This window comes from Aureibaculum flavum (assembly GCF_016406085.1).
In the GTDB taxonomy this organism is placed as follows: Bacteria; Bacteroidota; Bacteroidia; order Flavobacteriales; family Flavobacteriaceae; genus Aureibaculum; species Aureibaculum flavum.
In genome coordinates, this window is sequence record NZ_JAEHFJ010000005.1 from 352,669 (window position 1) to 368,350 (window position 15,682).

Below are 15,682 nucleotides of genomic sequence, written 5' to 3' on the forward strand. Positions count from 1 at the left end.
TGTAGAAACAGAAATTATTTATACATTTGCACACTCTTAAAAAAGAGGTTTATTTTTAATAAGTAAAATAATAATTAATTTATATGCCAACTATACAGCAATTAGTACGCAAGGGAAGAACCCAAATAACTAAGAAGAACAAATCGGCTGCATTAAATTCTTGTCCACAAAGAAGAGGCGTATGTACACGTGTTTATACTACTACACCAAAAAAACCAAATTCTGCTATGCGTAAAGTAGCAAGGGTGAGGTTGACAAATGGTAATGAAGTGAATGCATACATACCTGGTGAAGGACATAATTTACAAGAGCACTCGATAGTATTAGTTAGAGGAGGAAGAGTAAAAGATTTGCCTGGGGTAAAATATCACGTAGTTCGTGGTGCTTTAGATACTGCAGGAGTTGAAGGACGAACACAAAGACGTTCTAAATACGGAACTAAACGTCCTAAGAAATAATTTTAACGCTTTAATGTAAGAAGTAATGAGAAAAAGAAGTGCAAAGAAAAGACATTTGTTGCCAGATCCAAGATTTCAAGATCAGCTGGTAACTCGTTTTGTAAATAATTTAATGAAAGACGGTAAGAAGTCTGTAGCGTTTAAAGTTTTTTATGATGCGATGGATATCGTTGAAGAGAAAAAACAAGACGAAGAGAAAACATCTTTGGAGGTTTGGAAAGAAGCGTTATCTAACGTTATGCCACATGTTGAAGTGAGAAGTAGAAGAGTAGGTGGTGCAACATTTCAAATACCAATGCAAATTAGACCAGATAGAAAAGTTTCTATGGCTATGAAATGGATGATTTCATATTCTAGAAAACGTAATGAAAAATCTATGGCTCAACGTTTAGCAAATGAAGTTTTAGCTGCGGCTAAAGAAGAAGGTGCGGCAGTTAAGAAAAGAACTGATGTGCATAAAATGGCGGAAGCTAATAAAGCGTTTTCACACTTTAGATTTTAAGAAATGGCAAGAGATTTAAAATATACAAGGAATATAGGTATTGCCGCTCATATTGATGCGGGGAAAACTACAACTACAGAACGTGTGTTGTTTTACACTGGTGTTTCTCATAAAATTGGTGAGGTTCATGATGGTGCAGCAACAATGGACTGGATGGAGCAAGAGCAAGAAAGAGGTATTACAATTACTTCTGCTGCTACTACTTGTGAATGGGTTTTTCCACGTTTGAATGGTGAACCAACTCCTGAATCAAAAAGTTATCACTGTAACATTATTGATACTCCAGGTCACGTTGATTTTACTGTAGAGGTAAATCGTTCGTTGAGAGTACTTGATGGATTGGTGTTTTTGTTTTCAGCAGTTGATGGTGTTGAGCCACAATCTGAAACAAACTGGAGATTAGCTGATAATTATAAAGTGCCAAGAATTGGATTCGTTAATAAAATGGATCGTCAAGGCTCAGACTTTATGATGGTTAACAGACAGGTAAAAGAAATGTTAGGTTCTAATGCAGTTCCTATCGTTTTACCTATTGGTGAAGAAGGAGATTTTAAAGGAGTAGTTGATCTAGTTAAGAACAGAGCAATTATATGGCATGAGGAAAATATGGGAGCTACTTTTGATGTAGTTGATATTCCTGAAGATTTAAAAGAAGACGCAAGAAAACATAGAGCTTTATTGATTGAAGAAGTTGCTAGTTATGATGAGAACTTATTAGAAAAGTTCATGGAAGATGAAGATTCAATTACTGAGGATGAAGTACATGCTGCACTAAGAGCTGCGGTTATGGATATGGCAATTATACCAATGATATGTGGTTCGGCATTTAAAAATAAGGGAGTTCAATTCTTATTAGATGCTGTTTGTCGTTATTTACCATCACCTTTGGATAAAGATGCTATTATTGGTACTGATCCAGATACAGGTGAAAAAATTGAAAGAAAGCCGGATGTAAAAGAACCATTTGCTGCCTTAGCTTTTAAAATAGCAACAGATCCTTTTGTAGGACGTTTAGCATTTTTTAGAGCATATTCAGGGCATTTAGATGCTGGTTCATATGTGTTGAACAATCGTTCTGGTAAAAAAGAACGTATTTCTCGTATCTATCAGATGCACGCTAATAAGCAAAATGCAATTGATTATATCGAGGCTGGAGATATAGGTGCTGCTGTTGGTTTTAAAAGTATTAAAACTGGTGATACGTTATCTGATGAGAAACATCCTATTGTTTTAGAATCAATGGATTTTCCTGATCCAGTAATTGGTATCGCGGTGGAGCCAAAAACAAAAGTTGATGTTGATAAACTTGGAGTTGCTTTAGGTAAATTAGCTGAAGAAGATCCAACATTTACAGTAAGAACAGATGAAGCTTCTGGACAAACCATTATTTCTGGTATGGGAGAACTTCACTTAGATATTATTGTTGATAGACTACGTCGTGAATTTAAAGTAGAAGTAGATCAAGGTGAGCCTCAAGTAGAGTATAAAGAAGCATTAACAAAAAGTGCAGAAACTAGAGAAGTTTATAAAAAACAATCTGGTGGTCGTGGTAAGTTTGCTGACATTGTATTTGAAATGGGACCTGTTGATGAAGATTTTGTAGGTGAAGGCTTACAATTTGAAGATAAGATTAAAGGTGGACGTATTCCAAAAGAATTTATTCCTTCGGTAGAAAAAGGTTTTACTGCAGCAATGAAAAACGGACCTTTGGCTGGTTATGAGATGGATTCTATGAAAATTACATTGACAGATGGTTCTTTTCACCCTGTGGATTCTGATGCATTATCTTTTGAATTAGCAGCAAAAATGGGTTATAAATCTGCGGCTAAGGCAGCAGGTGCAGTAATTATGGAGCCTATTATGAAAATGGAAGTACTTACACCAGAAGAGAACATGGGAGATATTGTTGGTGATTTAAATAGAAGAAGAGGTCAGGTAGTAAGTATGTCAGATAGAGCAGGTGCAAAAGTGATTAAAGGAACAGTACCATTATCAGAAATGTTTGGTTATGTAACTTCTTTAAGAACATTGTCATCAGGTAGAGCAACATCTACAATGGAGTTTTCACATTACGAAGCAACTCCATCTAATATTTCTGCTGAAGTAATTAAAAAAGCACAAGGTTAATTTACTAAATAGACAAAGATGAGTCAAAAAATTAGAATAAAATTAAAATCTTACGATCATAATTTAGTAGATAAATCTGCTGAGAAAATCGTAAAAACAGTTAAGAGTACAGGTGCTGTTATTAATGGGCCAATTCCATTACCAACTCACAAGAAAATATTTACAGTATTAAGATCACCACACGTAAATAAGAAATCTAGAGAACAATTTCAATTAAGTTCTTATAAAAGATTACTAGATATTTATAGTTCATCATCAAAAACAATTGATGCTTTAATGAAGTTAGAATTGCCAAGTGGTGTTGAAGTAGAGATCAAAGTATAATTATTAAGGGATGCAATTTATTTGTATCTCAACATGTCCTAAGCGGTTGACGAGGGAAAAACGGAAAAAAATACATTCAGGGTTGAATTATTTTTGACCCTATTTTTTTGAAAAAAAAGTAAATAAATAATTAATTAATAAATAAGTAAAATGTCTGGGTTAATAGGAAGAAAAATTGGAATGACCAGTATTTTTGATGACAACGGGAAAAATATTCCTTGTACGGTTATCGAAGCAGGTCCGTGTGTAGTTACCCAAGTCAGAACCAAAGAAGTTGACGGCTATGAAGCCTTACAACTAGGTTTCGATGACAAAGCAGAAAAGCAGACAACTAAAGCGTTAAAAGGACACTTTAAGAAAGCTGGAACAACTGCCAAAAGTCGCGTTGCTGAATTTCAAGGTTTTGATGAGGAGTACAAATTAGGTGATTCAATCACTGTAGAACACTTTAAAGAAGGTGAATTTGTTGATGTTGCAGGTACCTCTAAAGGTAAAGGCTTTCAAGGGGTTGTAAAACGTCATGGCTTTGCTGGTGTTGGTCAAGCAACTCACGGTCAACATAACCGTCTTAGAGCTCCTGGTTCTATAGGTGCAGCATCTTATCCTGCAAGAGTATTTAAGGGTATGAGAATGGCCGGTAGAATGGGTGGTGATAAAGTGAAAGTTCAAAATTTAAGAGTTTTAAAAGTAATAGCTGAAAAGAATCTTATTGTAGTTAAAGGAGCTATTCCTGGTCATAAAAACGCTTACATAACTATTCAGAAATAATGAAAGTAGAAGTTATAGATATCAACGGGAAAAAAACTGGAAGAAAAGTTGAGCTTTCAGATGCGATTTTTGCAATAGAACCAAATAAGCATGCTGTTTATTTAGATGTTAAGCAATTTTTAGCAAATCAAAGACAAGGTACTCACAAAGCGAAAGAAAGAGCTGAGATAAAAGGTAGTACTAGAAAGATAAAGAAACAAAAAGGTACAGGTACGGCACGTGCAGGTTCTATTAAATCGCCAGTTTTTAGAGGTGGTGGTAGAATTTTTGGCCCTAGACCTAGAAGTTATAGTTTTAAATTGAATAAAGGTTTAAAACGATTAGCTAGACAATCAGCACTATCAATCAAAGCAAAAGACAACAATATTGTTGTTGTAGAGAACTTTGAATTTGATGCTCCAAAAACAAAAAACTTTACAAATGTTTTAAATGCTTTAGAGCTAAATAACAAAAAAACGTTGTTTGTGTTGGATGCTTCAAATAAAAATGTATATTTGTCCTCTCGCAATTTAAAAGGCACTAGCGTTGTAAACGCTTCATCATTAAGCACTTACGGGATGCTTAACGCAAATAAAATTGTTCTTACGGAAGGAAGTATAGGAGAAATTGAATCAAATCTTAGCAAGTAATAGCATGAGCATTTTAATAAAACCAATTATTACGGAAAAAGCAAACGAACTGAGTGAATTGCATAATAGATTCACGTTTGAGGTTGATAAGCGTGCAAATAAGATAGAGATAAAGAATGCTGTTGAGAGCACTTATGGTGTTTCAGTTAGTAAAGTTAGAACTTTGAATTATCCGGTAAAGCGTAATACAAAATTTACCAAAAAAGGAGTTGTAACTGGTAAAATAGGAGCTTATAAAAAAGCTATTATTGAATTAGCTGACGGAGATAGCATAGATTTTTATAGCAATATTTAAGACGAAAAAAGATGTCATTAAGAAAATTAAAACCAGTAACTCCAGGTCAACGTCATAAAGTATTAAATACTTTTGAAACGTTAACTACTGACAAACCTGAAAAGAGTTTGTTAGCACCGAAAAAAAGATCTGGTGGTAGAAATAGTGGAGGAAAGATGACCATGCGATATTTAGGTGGTGGTCATAAAAAGAGATACCGTATTATCGATTTTAAAAGAGAGAAAGACGGTATACCAGCTACAGTAAAGTCTATAGAGTATGATCCTAATCGTACTGCTTATATCGCTTTATTAAATTATGCAGATGGTGAAAAAAGATATGTAATTGCTCAAGCTGGATTACAGGTTGGACAAACAGTATTATCTGGAGAGAAAGCAACGCCAGAAGTTGGTAATGCTAAAATCTTAAAAGATTTACCATTAGGTACAATCATTTCTTGTATTGAATTACATCCTGGTCAAGGAGCAGTTATAGCTCGTAGTGCAGGTTCTTTTGCTCAGTTAATTGCAAGAGAAGGAAAATATGGAACAATCAAAATGCCTTCTAGTGAAGTAAGATTAATTTTACTTACATGTAAAGCAACTATAGGTGTTGTATCTAATTCAGATCATCAATTGGAAGTATCTGGTAAAGCAGGTAGATCAAGATGGCAAGGTAGAAGACCAAGAACTAGACCAGTAGTTATGAATCCAGTAGATCATCCAATGGGTGGTGGTGAAGGTAAATCTTCAGGTGGACATCCAAGATCTAGAAACGGTATTCCTGCAAAAGGATATAAAACACGTTCTAAGACGAAAGCGAGTAATAAGTATATCGTAGAACGTAGAAAAAAATAAGAGAAAGATATGGCACGTTCATTAAAAAAAGGACCTTACGTTTTCCATAAATTGGAAAAGAAAGTACAAACTAATATAGATTCTGGAAAAAAATCTGTAATCAAAACATGGTCAAGAGCCTCAATGATTACACCTGACTTTGTTGGACAAACAATTGGAGTTCACAATGGTCGTCAATTTGTTCCGGTATATATTACTGAAAACATGGTAGGTCATAAATTAGGAGAATTTTCACCAACACGTTCATTTAGAGGACATGGTGGTACGAAAAATAAAGGTAAAAGATAAGCAATGGGAGTTCGAAAAAAATTAAGAGCACAGCAGCTTAAAGAAGATCGCAAAACTAAATTTTTTGCAAAGTTAAATGGTTGTCCAACTTCGCCAAGAAAAATGCGATTGGTTGCTGATCAGATTAGAGGTGTTGAAGTAGAAAAGGCATTAGCTCTTTTGAAATTCAGTCCAAAGGCAGCTTCACGCGATTTAGAGAAGTTGACTTTGTCTGCAATAGCAAACTGGCAAGCAAAAAATGAAGATGCAAATATCGAGGATGCTGGATTATTTGTAAAAGAAATTTATGTTGATAGTGCAGCAATGTTAAAGAGATTAAGACCGGCTCCACAAGGGCGTGCACATAGAATAAGAAAACGTTCTAATCATGTTACTATGATATTAGGAGAAAAAAATAATACAAGCAATTCGTAAATAGTATGGGACAAAAAACTAATCCAATAGGAAATCGTTTAGGAATTATCAGAGGATGGGAATCTAACTGGTATGGTGGAAATGACTACGGCGATAAGCTTGCAGAAGATTATAAAATTAGAGAGTACGTACACACTAGATTAGCTAAAGCAAGTGTTGCTAGAGTTATTATAGAACGTACACTTAAATTGATAACGATAACAATTACTACGGCTCGTCCTGGAATTATTATTGGAAAAGGTGGTCAAGAAGTTGATAAGTTAAAAGAAGAACTTAAAAAGATTACTGGTAAAGAAGTACAGATAAATATTTTTGAAATTAAACGTCCTGAATTAGATGCTTTTTTAGTAGCAACTAGTATTGCACGTCAAATTGAAAATAGAATATCTTATAGAAGAGCTATAAAAATGGCTATAGCAGCTACAATTCGAATGAATGCTGAAGGTATTAAGGTACAAATTTCAGGTCGTTTAAATGGAGCTGAAATGGCACGTTCTGAGTCTTATAAAGAAGGAAGAATTCCTCTTTCTACATTTAGAGCTGACATTGATTATGCTTTAGTAGAATCTCATACTACTTATGGAAGAATAGGTGTTAAAGTATGGATTATGAAAGGTGAAGTATATGGTAAGAGAGAATTGTCTCCTTTAGTAGGCTTGTCTAAGAAACAAGGTAAAGGTGGTCAAAAAGGTGGAGGAAGAAAGCCTCAAAGAAGAAAATAATTTTTTAAAGTTTTAAGAAATGTTACAACCAAAAAGAACGAAATATCGTAAAGTACAGAAGGCTAAAGGGAACATGAAAGGGAATGCCCAAAGGGGTCATAGACTTTCAAACGGTATGTTCGGTATAAAATCTTTAGATCAAGATCTACTTACATCACGTCAGATTGAGGCAGCTCGTATTGCAGCAACGCGTTATATGAAAAGACAAGGAAGTATTTGGATTAAAATATTTCCAGACAAACCTATTACAAAGAAACCTTTAGAGGTTCGTATGGGTAAAGGTAAAGGTGCTCCAGAATATTTTGTAGCTGTGGTAAAACCAGGTAGAATTTTATTTGAAATCGGAGGTGTATCAATCGAAGTTGCTAAAGAAGCACTAAGATTAGCAGCACAGAAATTACCTGTAAGAACAAAGTTTATAATTGCAAGGGATTACGACGAAAACGAGGCCTAAAAGATAAGAGATGAAACAATCAGAAATTAAAGAATTAGCTGTAGCAGATATACAGGAAAAATTGGCAGGAGTAAAAAAGAACTATTCAGATCTTAAAATGGCACATGCTATTTCTCCACTTGAGAACCCAATTCAACTGAGAGATTTAAGAAAGACAGTTGCAAGATTAGCCACAGAATTAACTAAAAGAGAAGTACAGTAATTGTATTCATATTTACAAGATGGAAAAAAGAAATCTTAGAAAAGAAAGAATAGGAGTTGTTTCAAGTAACAAAATGGAGAAATCTATTGTTGTTAATGAAGTTTCAAAAGCAAAACACCCTATGTACGGAAAGTTCGTTATCAAGACGAAGAAATATGTTGCACATGACGAAAAAAACGACTGCAATGAGGGTGATACTGTAAAGATCATGGAAACTAGACCTTTAAGTAAAACCAAGCGTTGGAGATTAGTAGAAATCTTAGAAAGAGCTAAATAATTATGTTACAACAAGAATCAAGATTAAAAGTAGCTGACAATACCGGTGCAAAAGAAGTGTTGGTAATAAGAGTTTTAGGCGGAACAAAAAGGCGTTACGCTTCTGTTGGCGATAAAATTGTAGTGTCGGTAAAACATGCTACACCTAACGGCACAGTAAAGAAAGGACAAGTTTCTAGAGCAGTTGTGGTACGAACAAAAAAAGAAGTACGTCGTAAAGATGGTTCTTATATAAGATTTGATGATAATGCATGTGTATTATTAACACCAACTGAGGAGATGAGAGGTACTCGTGTTTTTGGACCAGTGGCTAGAGAACTTCGTGAAAAACAATTCATGAAAATTGTATCACTTGCACCTGAAGTGCTTTAAAATTATAGATGATGATAAAGATCAAACTAAAAACAGGCGATACTGTTAGAGTAACAACAGGAGAAGATAAAGGTAAAGAAGGAAAAATTGTTAAAATTCTTAAAGATAAGAACAAAGCAGTTGTAGAGGGTGTTAATATGGTATCTAAACATACGAAACCAAGTGCTCAAAATCCTCAAGGCGGAATTTCAAAATTTGAAGCTCCTATCCAAATATCTAACATTATGTTAGTAGAAAATGGCAATACCACTAGAGTGGGATATAAAATTGAGGGCGACAAAAAAGTAAGATTCTCTAAAAAATCAAAAGAAATTATTTAGTTATGGCATACGTACCTAGACTTAAAGAAGAATATAATAGCAGAATTAAGGCTGCTTTAACCGAAGAGTTCGGCTATAAAAATATTATGCAAGTTCCTAAATTACAAAAAATTGTAATTAGTAAAGGTGTAGGTGCTGCAGTAGCTGATAAAAAGTTAATTGATTATGCTCTTGACGAAGTAACCAAAATATCTGGTCAAAAAGCAATAGCAACAATGTCTAAAAAAGATGTTGCATCGTTTAAATTACGTAAAGGAATGCCAATTGGTGTTAAAGTTACGTTACGAGGACAAAGAATGTACGAATTTTTAGATAGATTAGTAACTGCATCATTACCACGTGTAAGAGATTTTAGAGGTATAAAATCTACAGGTTTTGACGGAAGAGGTAATTACAATTTAGGAATAATTGAACAAATTATTTTTCCTGAAATTGATATTGATAAGGTGAATAAAATTAGTGGTATGGATATTACTTTTGTAACTTCTGCCGATACTGATAAAGAAGCAAAATCATTGTTAAACGAATTAGGTTTACCATTTAAAAAAAATTAAGACATGGCTAAAGAATCAATGAAAGCCCGTGAGGTAAAAAGAAGAAAAACAGTAGCTAAATATGCTGAGAGACGTAAAGCTTTGAAAGAAGCTGGCGATTTTGAAGGATTACAAAAGTTACCTAAAAACGCTTCTCCTGTTCGATTACACAATCGTTGTAAATTAACAGGAAGACCTAAAGGGTATATGAGAACCTTCGGAATTTCTCGTGTAACATTTCGTGAAATGGCTAACCAAGGTTTAATACCTGGTGTTAGAAAAGCGAGTTGGTAAAATTATAAATTGGTTTCAGGTTTAATCTAAAGGTTAAAAACCAAAACCGTAATTAAATATATATGTATACAGATCCTATTGCAGATTATTTAACAAGAATTAGAAATGCAGCGAATGCAGGACTAAGAGTTGTTGAAATACCAGCTTCTAACTTAAAGAAGGAAATGACTAAGATTTTATTTGATCAAGGTTATATCTTAAGTTATAAGTTTGAAGAAAATAAAGTTCAAGATTCTATTAAGATTGCTTTGAAATATGATAGTGTTTCAAAACAACCTGTAATTAAGAAAATTGAAAGAATTAGTAAACCAGGTTTACGTAAATATGTAAATACTTCTGATTTACCAAGAGTTTTAAACGGTCTTGGTATTGCGATAGTGTCAACCTCTAAAGGTGTGATGACTAACAAACAGGCCAAATTGGAAAATGTTGGTGGAGAAGTTTTATGTTACGTTTACTAATAAAGAATAAGAGATGTCAAGAATAGGAAATAATCCAGTGGCGATTCCAGAAGGAGTTACTATAGATGTTAAAGATAATGTAGTTACCGTTAAAGGAAAATTAGGCGAGTTAAAGCAAGAATTTTCTAATGTAACTATTAAAGTTGAAGACGGAAATATTTTAGTAACACGTCCTTCAGATAGTAAAGAAGATAAGGCAAAGCATGGTTTGTACCGAGCTCTTATGTTTAATATGATTGAAGGAGTTTCTAAAGGTTGGTCAAAGGAGTTAGAATTAGTTGGTGTTGGTTATAGAGCTAGTCATCAAGGACAAAGATTAGATTTGGCTTTAGGGTTTTCACATAATATTGTTTTAAATTTGGCTCCAGAAGTTAAAGTGGAAACAGTATCAGAAAAAGGTAAAAATCCAATTGTAAAATTAAGTTCTTTTGACAAACAGTTAGTAGGACAGGTAGCTGCTAAGATTCGTTCTTATCGTAAACCAGAGCCTTACAAAGGAAAAGGAATTAAATTTGTAGGAGAAGAATTAAGAAGAAAAGCAGGTAAATCTGCATAATAAATAGATATTATGGCATTATCAAAGCTTCAGAGAAGACAAAGAATTAAGCAAAGAATTAGAAAAATTGTTTCAGGTACAAATGAAAAGCCAAGGCTTTCAGTATTTAGAAGTAATAAAGAAATTGATGCTCAATTAATAGATGATATTACGGGTAACACATTAGTTGCAGTATCATCAAGAGATAAAGGAATTGCTGCCAAAGGCACAAAAATTGAAGTAGCTGCTGCAGTAGGTAAAGCATTGGCTGAAAAAGCGACAAAATCTGGAATAGAAGGTGTTGCTTTTGATAGAAATGGTTATTTATACCACGGTAGAGTAAAGGCTCTTGCGGATGGAGCAAGAGAAGCAGGATTAAAATTTTAATTAAGATTTATGTATCAAAAATACGGAAACGTTGAACACGTAAAACCAAGTGGATTAGATTTAAAAGATCATTTGGTTGGAGTACAAAGGGTTACTAAAGTAACAAAAGGTGGTAGAACATTTGGTTTTTCAGCAATTGTTGTTGTTGGTAATGAAAATGGTGTTGTAGGTCATGGTCTTGGAAAATCTAAGGATGTTGCCTCTGCTATTGCAAAAGCTATTGAAGACGCTAAGAAAAATTTAATAAGAATACCAATCATAAAACATACTATACCTCATGAACAAAAAGGTAAGTATGCTGGTGCAAAAGTATTTTTAAAACCTGCTACTCATGGTACTGGTGTAATTGCTGGTGGTGCTGTACGTATGGTATTAGAGTCTGTTGGTGTACATGATGTATTATCGAAATCACAAGGTTCTTCAAATCCTCATAACGTGGTAAAAGCAACTTTTGATGCTTTATTGCAAATGCGTGATGCAAATACTATTGCTAAAGAAAGAGGAATTTCTTTAAACAAAGTTTTTAACGGATAAAACTAAGAGGAGATGAAAAAAATTAAAGTAAAACAAGTACGTAGTCAAATCAGACGTCCTCAAGATCAAAAAAGAACTTTAGAGTCATTGGGTTTACGTAAATTGAATCAGGTTGTTGAGCATGATGCTTCACCAACTATTCTAGGTATGGTAAATAAAGTTAAACACTTAGTTTCTGTAGAGGAAGTTAAATAAGATAACGATATGGAATTAAACAACTTAAGACCTGCCAAAGGTGCAGTTAAAAGTAAAGCGAAAAGAATAGGTAGAGGTCAAGGATCTGGTAAAGGTGGTACAGCTACAAGAGGTCATAACGGTGCTAAGTCTCGTTCTGGATATTCTAAGAAAATAGGTTTTGAAGGTGGTCAAATGCCAATTCAACGTCGTTTACCTAAATTTGGGTTCACTAACATTAACCGAAAAGAATACGCAGCTATAAATTTAGATACCTTACAAACTATGGTAGATAATGGTAGCATTAAAGATACAGTTACTTTTGAAATTCTAGTTAATAATGGAGTTGTTGGTAAAAATGACTTGGTTAAAATTTTAGGTAGAGGAGAATTAAAAGCGAAATTAGATATTACTGTACATAAATTTACTGCAACAGCAAAAGAAGCTATTGAAAAAGTAGGTGGAAAAGCAGTAACATTATAAGAAATAAATGAAAAAATTTATAAGTACCATACAAGATATTTGGAGAATTGAAGAGTTAAGAAACAAGATTATCTTAACACTTGGATTAATGGTTGTTTATCGTTTAGCTGCTCAAGTAACATTGCCAGGTATTGATGGAACTCAATTAACAAATCTTGCTAATAAGACTAGTGATAATAATTTATTAGGATTGTTAAATGCCTTTACTGGTGGAGCATTTGCTCAAGCTTCAGTAATGGCATTAGGTATTATGCCTTATATTTCTGCATCTATTGTGGTTCAGTTGATGGGTATAGCAGTACCTTATTTACAAAAATTACAGAAGGAAGGTGAAAGTGGTCGTAAAAAGATCAATCAAATAACACGTTGGTTAACCATTGGTATTTTACTATTACAAGCTCCGGCTTATATTGCAAGTTTACCAAGTTTAGGTATTCCTGAAACAGCATTTTTATTAGGTAGAGGGCCGTTATTCTGGTTTTCATCTATTCTTTTATTAACTACGGGTACTGTGTTTGCAATGTGGTTGGGTGAAAGAATTACTGATAAAGGTATTGGTAATGGTATTTCATTATTAATTATGATTGGTATTATCGCACGATTACCATCAACATTTATGCAAGAATTTACTTCTAGGGTTACACAATCTAATGGAGGATTATTAATGGTTTTAATTGAAGTAATACTTTGGTTAGTAGCTATTTTAGCATGTGTTTTCTTAGTCACCGCGGTTCGAAGAATAGCTGTTCAGTATGCTAGGCGTACAGTTGCAGGTAATGTTGAAGATGCTGCTGGAGCAAGACAATATATTCCATTGAAATTAAATTCATCTGGTGTTATGCCGATAATTTTTGCTCAAGCTTTAATGTTTGTGCCTCAATTATTATCAAGTGCAGAAAATAATACCTTGAAATCTATGGGTATTGCTTTTCAAGATATGTTTGGTTTTTGGTATAATGTAGTGTTTGCGATTTTAATTATAATTTTCAGTTATTTTTATACAGCAATTACAATTCCCACCAATAAAATGGCTGATGATTTGAAAAGGAGTGGAGGCTTTTTACCAGGAATAAGACCAGGTAAAGAAACGGCTGACTACTTAGATACTATTTTATCAAGAATAACATTTCCAGGTTCAATATTTTTAGCTCTGTTGGCTATACTACCCGCTTTTATTGTAAAAGCAGGTGTGCAACCGGGTTGGGCTATATTTTATGGAGGTACATCATTATTAATTATGGTGGGTGTTGCTATAGATACAATACAACAAATAAATTCACATTTATTAAATCGTCATTATGATGGTTTAATGAAAACAGGAACTAATAGAAAATCAGTAGTATAATATGGCAAAACAACAAGCAATAGAGCAAGACGGAACAATAATTGAAGCATTGTCAAATGCAATGTTTCGCGTTGAGCTAGAAAATGGTCATATTGTAACCGCACACATTTCAGGTAAAATGCGTATGCACTACATTAAATTACTACCTGGAGATAAAGTAAAATTAGAAATGAGTCCTTATGATTTAACTAAGGCTCGAATAACTTACAGATACTAAAAATATAACGATGAAGGTAAGAGCATCAGTAAAAAAGAGAAGTGCCGACTGCAAAATAGTTCGCAGAAAAGGTAGATTATATGTAATCAATAAAAAGAATCCTAGATTTAAACAAAGACAAGGATAATTATGGCAAGAATAGCGGGTATAGATATACCAAAAAACAAAAGAGGAGTTATTTCATTAACTTACATCTATGGTGTTGGCAGAAATAGAGCAAAAGAAGTTTTAGCCAATGCGAAGGTAGATGAAAACACGAAAGTTCAAGATTGGACTGATGATGAAATCAGTAGAATTAGAGAACAAGTTGGTACTTACACTATAGAAGGTGAATTGCGTTCTGAAACTCAAATGAACATTAAGCGTTTAATGGATATTGGATGTTATAGAGGTATTCGTCATAGATCAGGTTTACCATTAAGAGGTCAAAGAACTAAGAATAATTCTAGAACTAGAAAAGGTAAAAGAAAAACTGTTGCTAACAAAAAGAAAGCAACTAAATAATTTATAAGGGTTTGTGCAAGTAGTTATCTTTTTAACTTACTTTGTACAATCTACTAATGACTATTAATTATGGCAAAAACAAGTTCAAAAGCGAGTTCAAAAAAACGTAAAGTTATCGTTGATGCTATTGGTGAAGCTCACATTCAAGCGACATTCAATAATATCATAATTTCTTTAACGAATAAAAAAGGAGATGTTATTTCTTGGTCTTCTGCAGGTAAGCAAGGGTTTAGAGGTTCTAAAAAGAATACACCTTATGCTGCTCAAACTGCAGCTGAAGATTGTGCTAAAGTTGCACATGAAGCAGGATTGAGAAAAGTGAAAGTATATGTAAAAGGTCCAGGTAATGGTAGAGAATCTGCTATTAGAACCATACATAATGCTGGTATCGAAGTAACTGAAATAATTGATGTTACTCCATTACCTCACAACGGATGTCGTCCTCCTAAAAGACGTAGAGTATAAGTTGAATTAATTTCAACAACTCCAATAAAAAATACTGAATATAATTTAGTAACTGTTAATATAAATTTTAATCAATTAGAAGGAAATATAGATTATCGAAGGATAAGCCTTAATTCATAATCCCTTTTATAAAACAAAAAGAAATGGCAAGATATACAGGACCCAAAACTAAAATAGCTCGTAAATTTGGCGAGGCAATCTTCGGAGATGATAAATCATTCGAAAAAAGAAATTATCCTCCAGGACAACACGGTAACAACCGTCGTCGTGGTAAAAAATCTGAGTACGCTGTCCAGTTAATGGAAAAGCAGAAAGCAAAATACACTTACGGAATTTTAGAACGTCAGTTTAGAAATTTATTCGAAAAAGCATCTAGAAGTAGAGGTATTACGGGTGAGATTTTAATTCAATTATGTGAATCTCGTTTAGATAACGTTGTTTTCAGAATGGGTATTTCTCCTTCTCGTAGTGGAGCTCGTCAATTAGTTTCTCACAGACATATCACTGTTAATGGTGAATTAGTTAATATTCCTTCTTATTCTTTAAAAGCAGGTGATGTTATCGGAGTTAGAGAAAAATCTAAATCTTTAGTGGCTATTGAAAATTCATTAGCTAATAATAGTGCAGTATTTGAGTGGTTAAACTGGAATAGTGATACAATGCAAGGTACTTTTGTAACTGTACCAGAAAGAATTCAAATTCCAGAAAATATTAATGAACAATTTATTGTAGAATTATACTCTAAATAATTAAAGATAGTATT

30 protein-coding genes are annotated in these 15,682 nt (G+C 33.5%); all 30 read left to right on the forward strand.

Annotated elements, in window-relative coordinates:
• Nucleotides 1-83: 83 nt before the first annotated feature.
• The 30 genes from rpsL (at nucleotide 84) to rpsD (ending at nucleotide 15,668) form a co-directional block, all read left to right on the forward strand.
• Entirely contained in the window at nucleotides 84-458 is a 375-nt protein-coding gene (rpsL, locus tag JBL43_RS12375; RefSeq protein ID WP_117879401.1) for a 30S ribosomal protein S12, read from the forward strand.
• A 25-nt stretch (nucleotides 459-483) separates the two neighbouring features.
• Complete coding sequence (gene rpsG, locus JBL43_RS12380; RefSeq protein ID WP_117879400.1) at nucleotides 484-960, forward strand: 30S ribosomal protein S7; 477 nt, start codon at nucleotides 484-486, stop codon at nucleotides 958-960.
• A 3-nt stretch (nucleotides 961-963) separates the two neighbouring features.
• On the forward strand, nucleotides 964-3,087 hold the full coding sequence (gene fusA, locus JBL43_RS12385) for an elongation factor G (protein ID WP_198841744.1): 2,124 nt from the start codon (nucleotides 964-966) through the stop codon (nucleotides 3,085-3,087).
• A gap of 18 nt (nucleotides 3,088-3,105) precedes the next feature.
• Complete coding sequence (rpsJ, locus tag JBL43_RS12390; RefSeq protein WP_117879398.1) at nucleotides 3,106-3,411, forward strand: 30S ribosomal protein S10; 306 nt, start codon at nucleotides 3,106-3,108, stop codon at nucleotides 3,409-3,411.
• A 150-nt stretch (nucleotides 3,412-3,561) separates the two neighbouring features.
• The gene (gene rplC / locus JBL43_RS12395; RefSeq protein ID WP_117879397.1) at nucleotides 3,562-4,179 is read left to right on the forward strand and encodes a 50S ribosomal protein L3; all 618 of its coding nucleotides are present in this window, start codon (nucleotides 3,562-3,564) and stop codon (nucleotides 4,177-4,179) included.
• Nucleotides 4,179-4,808 carry a 50S ribosomal protein L4 gene (rplD, locus tag JBL43_RS12400; RefSeq protein ID WP_138950914.1) on the forward strand — a complete coding sequence of 210 codons (630 nt, stop codon included), beginning with the start codon at nucleotides 4,179-4,181 and terminating at the stop codon, nucleotides 4,806-4,808. The genes rplC and rplD overlap by 1 nt, the downstream gene beginning before the upstream one ends.
• Before the next feature lie 4 nt (nucleotides 4,809-4,812).
• Complete coding sequence (rplW, locus tag JBL43_RS12405) at nucleotides 4,813-5,103, forward strand: 50S ribosomal protein L23 (RefSeq protein ID WP_138950913.1); 291 nt, start codon at nucleotides 4,813-4,815, stop codon at nucleotides 5,101-5,103.
• 11 nt (nucleotides 5,104-5,114) lie between these two features.
• Nucleotides 5,115-5,939: a 50S ribosomal protein L2 gene (gene rplB / locus JBL43_RS12410; RefSeq protein ID WP_198841745.1), complete on the forward strand. Its 825-nt coding sequence runs from the start codon at nucleotides 5,115-5,117 to the stop codon at nucleotides 5,937-5,939.
• Between the two features lie 9 nt (nucleotides 5,940-5,948).
• A complete protein-coding gene (gene rpsS / locus JBL43_RS12415) occupies nucleotides 5,949-6,227 on the forward strand; it encodes a 30S ribosomal protein S19 (protein ID WP_117879393.1) in 279 nt (92 codons plus the stop codon).
• A gap of 3 nt (nucleotides 6,228-6,230) precedes the next feature.
• On the forward strand, nucleotides 6,231-6,641 hold the full coding sequence (gene rplV / locus JBL43_RS12420; RefSeq protein ID WP_117879392.1) for a 50S ribosomal protein L22: 411 nt from the start codon (nucleotides 6,231-6,233) through the stop codon (nucleotides 6,639-6,641).
• A 5-nt stretch (nucleotides 6,642-6,646) separates the two neighbouring features.
• On the forward strand, nucleotides 6,647-7,363 hold the full coding sequence (gene rpsC / locus JBL43_RS12425; RefSeq protein ID WP_117879391.1) for a 30S ribosomal protein S3: 717 nt from the start codon (nucleotides 6,647-6,649) through the stop codon (nucleotides 7,361-7,363).
• A 19-nt stretch (nucleotides 7,364-7,382) separates the two neighbouring features.
• Nucleotides 7,383-7,817 carry a 50S ribosomal protein L16 gene (rplP, locus tag JBL43_RS12430; protein WP_198841746.1) on the forward strand — a complete coding sequence of 145 codons (435 nt, stop codon included), beginning with the start codon at nucleotides 7,383-7,385 and terminating at the stop codon, nucleotides 7,815-7,817.
• 10 nt (nucleotides 7,818-7,827) lie between these two features.
• Nucleotides 7,828-8,019: a 50S ribosomal protein L29 gene (gene rpmC / locus JBL43_RS12435; RefSeq protein ID WP_198841747.1), complete on the forward strand. Its 192-nt coding sequence runs from the start codon at nucleotides 7,828-7,830 to the stop codon at nucleotides 8,017-8,019.
• A 19-nt stretch (nucleotides 8,020-8,038) separates the two neighbouring features.
• Nucleotides 8,039-8,296: a 30S ribosomal protein S17 gene (rpsQ, locus tag JBL43_RS12440; protein WP_117879388.1), complete on the forward strand. Its 258-nt coding sequence runs from the start codon at nucleotides 8,039-8,041 to the stop codon at nucleotides 8,294-8,296.
• A gap of 2 nt (nucleotides 8,297-8,298) precedes the next feature.
• The gene (gene rplN, locus JBL43_RS12445) at nucleotides 8,299-8,667 is read left to right on the forward strand and encodes a 50S ribosomal protein L14 (RefSeq protein WP_117879387.1); all 369 of its coding nucleotides are present in this window, start codon (nucleotides 8,299-8,301) and stop codon (nucleotides 8,665-8,667) included.
• Between the two features lie 11 nt (nucleotides 8,668-8,678).
• Nucleotides 8,679-8,987 carry a 50S ribosomal protein L24 gene (rplX, locus tag JBL43_RS12450; protein ID WP_117879386.1) on the forward strand — a complete coding sequence of 103 codons (309 nt, stop codon included), beginning with the start codon at nucleotides 8,679-8,681 and terminating at the stop codon, nucleotides 8,985-8,987.
• A 2-nt stretch (nucleotides 8,988-8,989) separates the two neighbouring features.
• Complete coding sequence (gene rplE, locus JBL43_RS12455) at nucleotides 8,990-9,541, forward strand: 50S ribosomal protein L5 (protein WP_117879385.1); 552 nt, start codon at nucleotides 8,990-8,992, stop codon at nucleotides 9,539-9,541.
• A 3-nt stretch (nucleotides 9,542-9,544) separates the two neighbouring features.
• A complete protein-coding gene (gene rpsN, locus JBL43_RS12460) occupies nucleotides 9,545-9,814 on the forward strand; it encodes a 30S ribosomal protein S14 (RefSeq protein WP_138950908.1) in 270 nt (89 codons plus the stop codon).
• A gap of 62 nt (nucleotides 9,815-9,876) precedes the next feature.
• On the forward strand, nucleotides 9,877-10,275 hold the full coding sequence (rpsH, locus tag JBL43_RS12465) for a 30S ribosomal protein S8 (protein WP_117879383.1): 399 nt from the start codon (nucleotides 9,877-9,879) through the stop codon (nucleotides 10,273-10,275).
• 13 nt (nucleotides 10,276-10,288) lie between these two features.
• Complete coding sequence (gene rplF / locus JBL43_RS12470) at nucleotides 10,289-10,831, forward strand: 50S ribosomal protein L6 (protein WP_198841748.1); 543 nt, start codon at nucleotides 10,289-10,291, stop codon at nucleotides 10,829-10,831.
• Nucleotides 10,832-10,843: 12 nt separating this feature from the next.
• A complete protein-coding gene (gene rplR / locus JBL43_RS12475) occupies nucleotides 10,844-11,197 on the forward strand; it encodes a 50S ribosomal protein L18 (protein ID WP_138950906.1) in 354 nt (117 codons plus the stop codon).
• A gap of 9 nt (nucleotides 11,198-11,206) precedes the next feature.
• Complete coding sequence (gene rpsE / locus JBL43_RS12480) at nucleotides 11,207-11,731, forward strand: 30S ribosomal protein S5 (RefSeq protein ID WP_117879380.1); 525 nt, start codon at nucleotides 11,207-11,209, stop codon at nucleotides 11,729-11,731.
• A 12-nt stretch (nucleotides 11,732-11,743) separates the two neighbouring features.
• Nucleotides 11,744-11,926: a 50S ribosomal protein L30 gene (gene rpmD, locus JBL43_RS12485; RefSeq protein WP_117879379.1), complete on the forward strand. Its 183-nt coding sequence runs from the start codon at nucleotides 11,744-11,746 to the stop codon at nucleotides 11,924-11,926.
• A 9-nt stretch (nucleotides 11,927-11,935) separates the two neighbouring features.
• Nucleotides 11,936-12,388: a 50S ribosomal protein L15 gene (gene rplO / locus JBL43_RS12490; RefSeq protein WP_117879378.1), complete on the forward strand. Its 453-nt coding sequence runs from the start codon at nucleotides 11,936-11,938 to the stop codon at nucleotides 12,386-12,388.
• A gap of 7 nt (nucleotides 12,389-12,395) precedes the next feature.
• Nucleotides 12,396-13,733, forward strand: a complete 1,338-nt coding sequence (gene secY, locus JBL43_RS12495) for a preprotein translocase subunit SecY (protein ID WP_198841749.1) — start codon at nucleotides 12,396-12,398, stop codon at nucleotides 13,731-13,733.
• Between the two features lies 1 nt (nucleotide 13,734).
• The gene (gene infA, locus JBL43_RS12500; RefSeq protein ID WP_117879376.1) at nucleotides 13,735-13,950 is read left to right on the forward strand and encodes a translation initiation factor IF-1; all 216 of its coding nucleotides are present in this window, start codon (nucleotides 13,735-13,737) and stop codon (nucleotides 13,948-13,950) included.
• 10 nt (nucleotides 13,951-13,960) lie between these two features.
• Complete coding sequence (ykgO, locus tag JBL43_RS12505; RefSeq protein WP_013305171.1) at nucleotides 13,961-14,077, forward strand: type B 50S ribosomal protein L36; 117 nt, start codon at nucleotides 13,961-13,963, stop codon at nucleotides 14,075-14,077.
• A gap of 2 nt (nucleotides 14,078-14,079) precedes the next feature.
• On the forward strand, nucleotides 14,080-14,454 hold the full coding sequence (gene rpsM / locus JBL43_RS12510; protein ID WP_117879375.1) for a 30S ribosomal protein S13: 375 nt from the start codon (nucleotides 14,080-14,082) through the stop codon (nucleotides 14,452-14,454).
• 69 nt (nucleotides 14,455-14,523) lie between these two features.
• Complete coding sequence (rpsK, locus tag JBL43_RS12515) at nucleotides 14,524-14,919, forward strand: 30S ribosomal protein S11 (protein WP_138950904.1); 396 nt, start codon at nucleotides 14,524-14,526, stop codon at nucleotides 14,917-14,919.
• A gap of 143 nt (nucleotides 14,920-15,062) precedes the next feature.
• Nucleotides 15,063-15,668, forward strand: coding sequence for a 30S ribosomal protein S4 (gene rpsD / locus JBL43_RS12520; RefSeq protein ID WP_117879373.1), 606 nt, complete (start codon nucleotides 15,063-15,065; stop codon nucleotides 15,666-15,668).
• The last annotated feature ends 14 nt before the right edge of the window (nucleotides 15,669-15,682 follow it).

Excerpts from the sequence above, each read along its gene's own strand:
- rpsL (WP_117879401.1), top strand. The coding sequence starts at position 84 with ATGCCAACTATACAGCAATTAGTACGCAAGGGAAGAACCCAAATAACT.
- rpsG (WP_117879400.1), top strand. The coding sequence starts at position 484 with ATGAGAAAAAGAAGTGCAAAGAAAAGACATTTGTTGCCAGATCCAAGA.
- fusA (WP_198841744.1), top strand. The coding sequence starts at position 964 with ATGGCAAGAGATTTAAAATATACAAGGAATATAGGTATTGCCGCTCAT.
- rpsJ (WP_117879398.1), top strand. The coding sequence starts at position 3,106 with ATGAGTCAAAAAATTAGAATAAAATTAAAATCTTACGATCATAATTTA.
- rplC (WP_117879397.1), top strand. The coding sequence starts at position 3,562 with ATGTCTGGGTTAATAGGAAGAAAAATTGGAATGACCAGTATTTTTGAT.
- rplD (WP_138950914.1), top strand. The coding sequence starts at position 4,179 with ATGAAAGTAGAAGTTATAGATATCAACGGGAAAAAAACTGGAAGAAAA.
- rplW (WP_138950913.1), top strand. The coding sequence starts at position 4,813 with ATGAGCATTTTAATAAAACCAATTATTACGGAAAAAGCAAACGAACTG.
- rplB (WP_198841745.1), top strand. The coding sequence starts at position 5,115 with ATGTCATTAAGAAAATTAAAACCAGTAACTCCAGGTCAACGTCATAAA.
- rpsS (WP_117879393.1), top strand. The coding sequence starts at position 5,949 with ATGGCACGTTCATTAAAAAAAGGACCTTACGTTTTCCATAAATTGGAA.
- rplV (WP_117879392.1), top strand. The coding sequence starts at position 6,231 with ATGGGAGTTCGAAAAAAATTAAGAGCACAGCAGCTTAAAGAAGATCGC.
- rpsC (WP_117879391.1), top strand. The coding sequence starts at position 6,647 with ATGGGACAAAAAACTAATCCAATAGGAAATCGTTTAGGAATTATCAGA.
- rplP (WP_198841746.1), top strand. The coding sequence starts at position 7,383 with ATGTTACAACCAAAAAGAACGAAATATCGTAAAGTACAGAAGGCTAAA.
- rpmC (WP_198841747.1), top strand. The coding sequence starts at position 7,828 with ATGAAACAATCAGAAATTAAAGAATTAGCTGTAGCAGATATACAGGAA.
- rpsQ (WP_117879388.1), top strand. The coding sequence starts at position 8,039 with ATGGAAAAAAGAAATCTTAGAAAAGAAAGAATAGGAGTTGTTTCAAGT.
- rplN (WP_117879387.1), top strand. The coding sequence starts at position 8,299 with ATGTTACAACAAGAATCAAGATTAAAAGTAGCTGACAATACCGGTGCA.
- rplX (WP_117879386.1), top strand. The coding sequence starts at position 8,679 with ATGATAAAGATCAAACTAAAAACAGGCGATACTGTTAGAGTAACAACA.
- rplE (WP_117879385.1), top strand. The coding sequence starts at position 8,990 with ATGGCATACGTACCTAGACTTAAAGAAGAATATAATAGCAGAATTAAG.
- rpsN (WP_138950908.1), top strand. The coding sequence starts at position 9,545 with ATGGCTAAAGAATCAATGAAAGCCCGTGAGGTAAAAAGAAGAAAAACA.
- rpsH (WP_117879383.1), top strand. The coding sequence starts at position 9,877 with ATGTATACAGATCCTATTGCAGATTATTTAACAAGAATTAGAAATGCA.
- rplF (WP_198841748.1), top strand. The coding sequence starts at position 10,289 with ATGTCAAGAATAGGAAATAATCCAGTGGCGATTCCAGAAGGAGTTACT.
- rplR (WP_138950906.1), top strand. The coding sequence starts at position 10,844 with ATGGCATTATCAAAGCTTCAGAGAAGACAAAGAATTAAGCAAAGAATT.
- rpsE (WP_117879380.1), top strand. The coding sequence starts at position 11,207 with ATGTATCAAAAATACGGAAACGTTGAACACGTAAAACCAAGTGGATTA.
- rpmD (WP_117879379.1), top strand. The coding sequence starts at position 11,744 with ATGAAAAAAATTAAAGTAAAACAAGTACGTAGTCAAATCAGACGTCCT.
- rplO (WP_117879378.1), top strand. The coding sequence starts at position 11,936 with ATGGAATTAAACAACTTAAGACCTGCCAAAGGTGCAGTTAAAAGTAAA.
- secY (WP_198841749.1), top strand. The coding sequence starts at position 12,396 with ATGAAAAAATTTATAAGTACCATACAAGATATTTGGAGAATTGAAGAG.
- infA (WP_117879376.1), top strand. The coding sequence starts at position 13,735 with ATGGCAAAACAACAAGCAATAGAGCAAGACGGAACAATAATTGAAGCA.
- ykgO (WP_013305171.1), top strand. The coding sequence starts at position 13,961 with ATGAAGGTAAGAGCATCAGTAAAAAAGAGAAGTGCCGACTGCAAAATA.
- rpsM (WP_117879375.1), top strand. The coding sequence starts at position 14,080 with ATGGCAAGAATAGCGGGTATAGATATACCAAAAAACAAAAGAGGAGTT.
- rpsK (WP_138950904.1), top strand. The coding sequence starts at position 14,524 with ATGGCAAAAACAAGTTCAAAAGCGAGTTCAAAAAAACGTAAAGTTATC.
- rpsD (WP_117879373.1), top strand. The coding sequence starts at position 15,063 with ATGGCAAGATATACAGGACCCAAAACTAAAATAGCTCGTAAATTTGGC.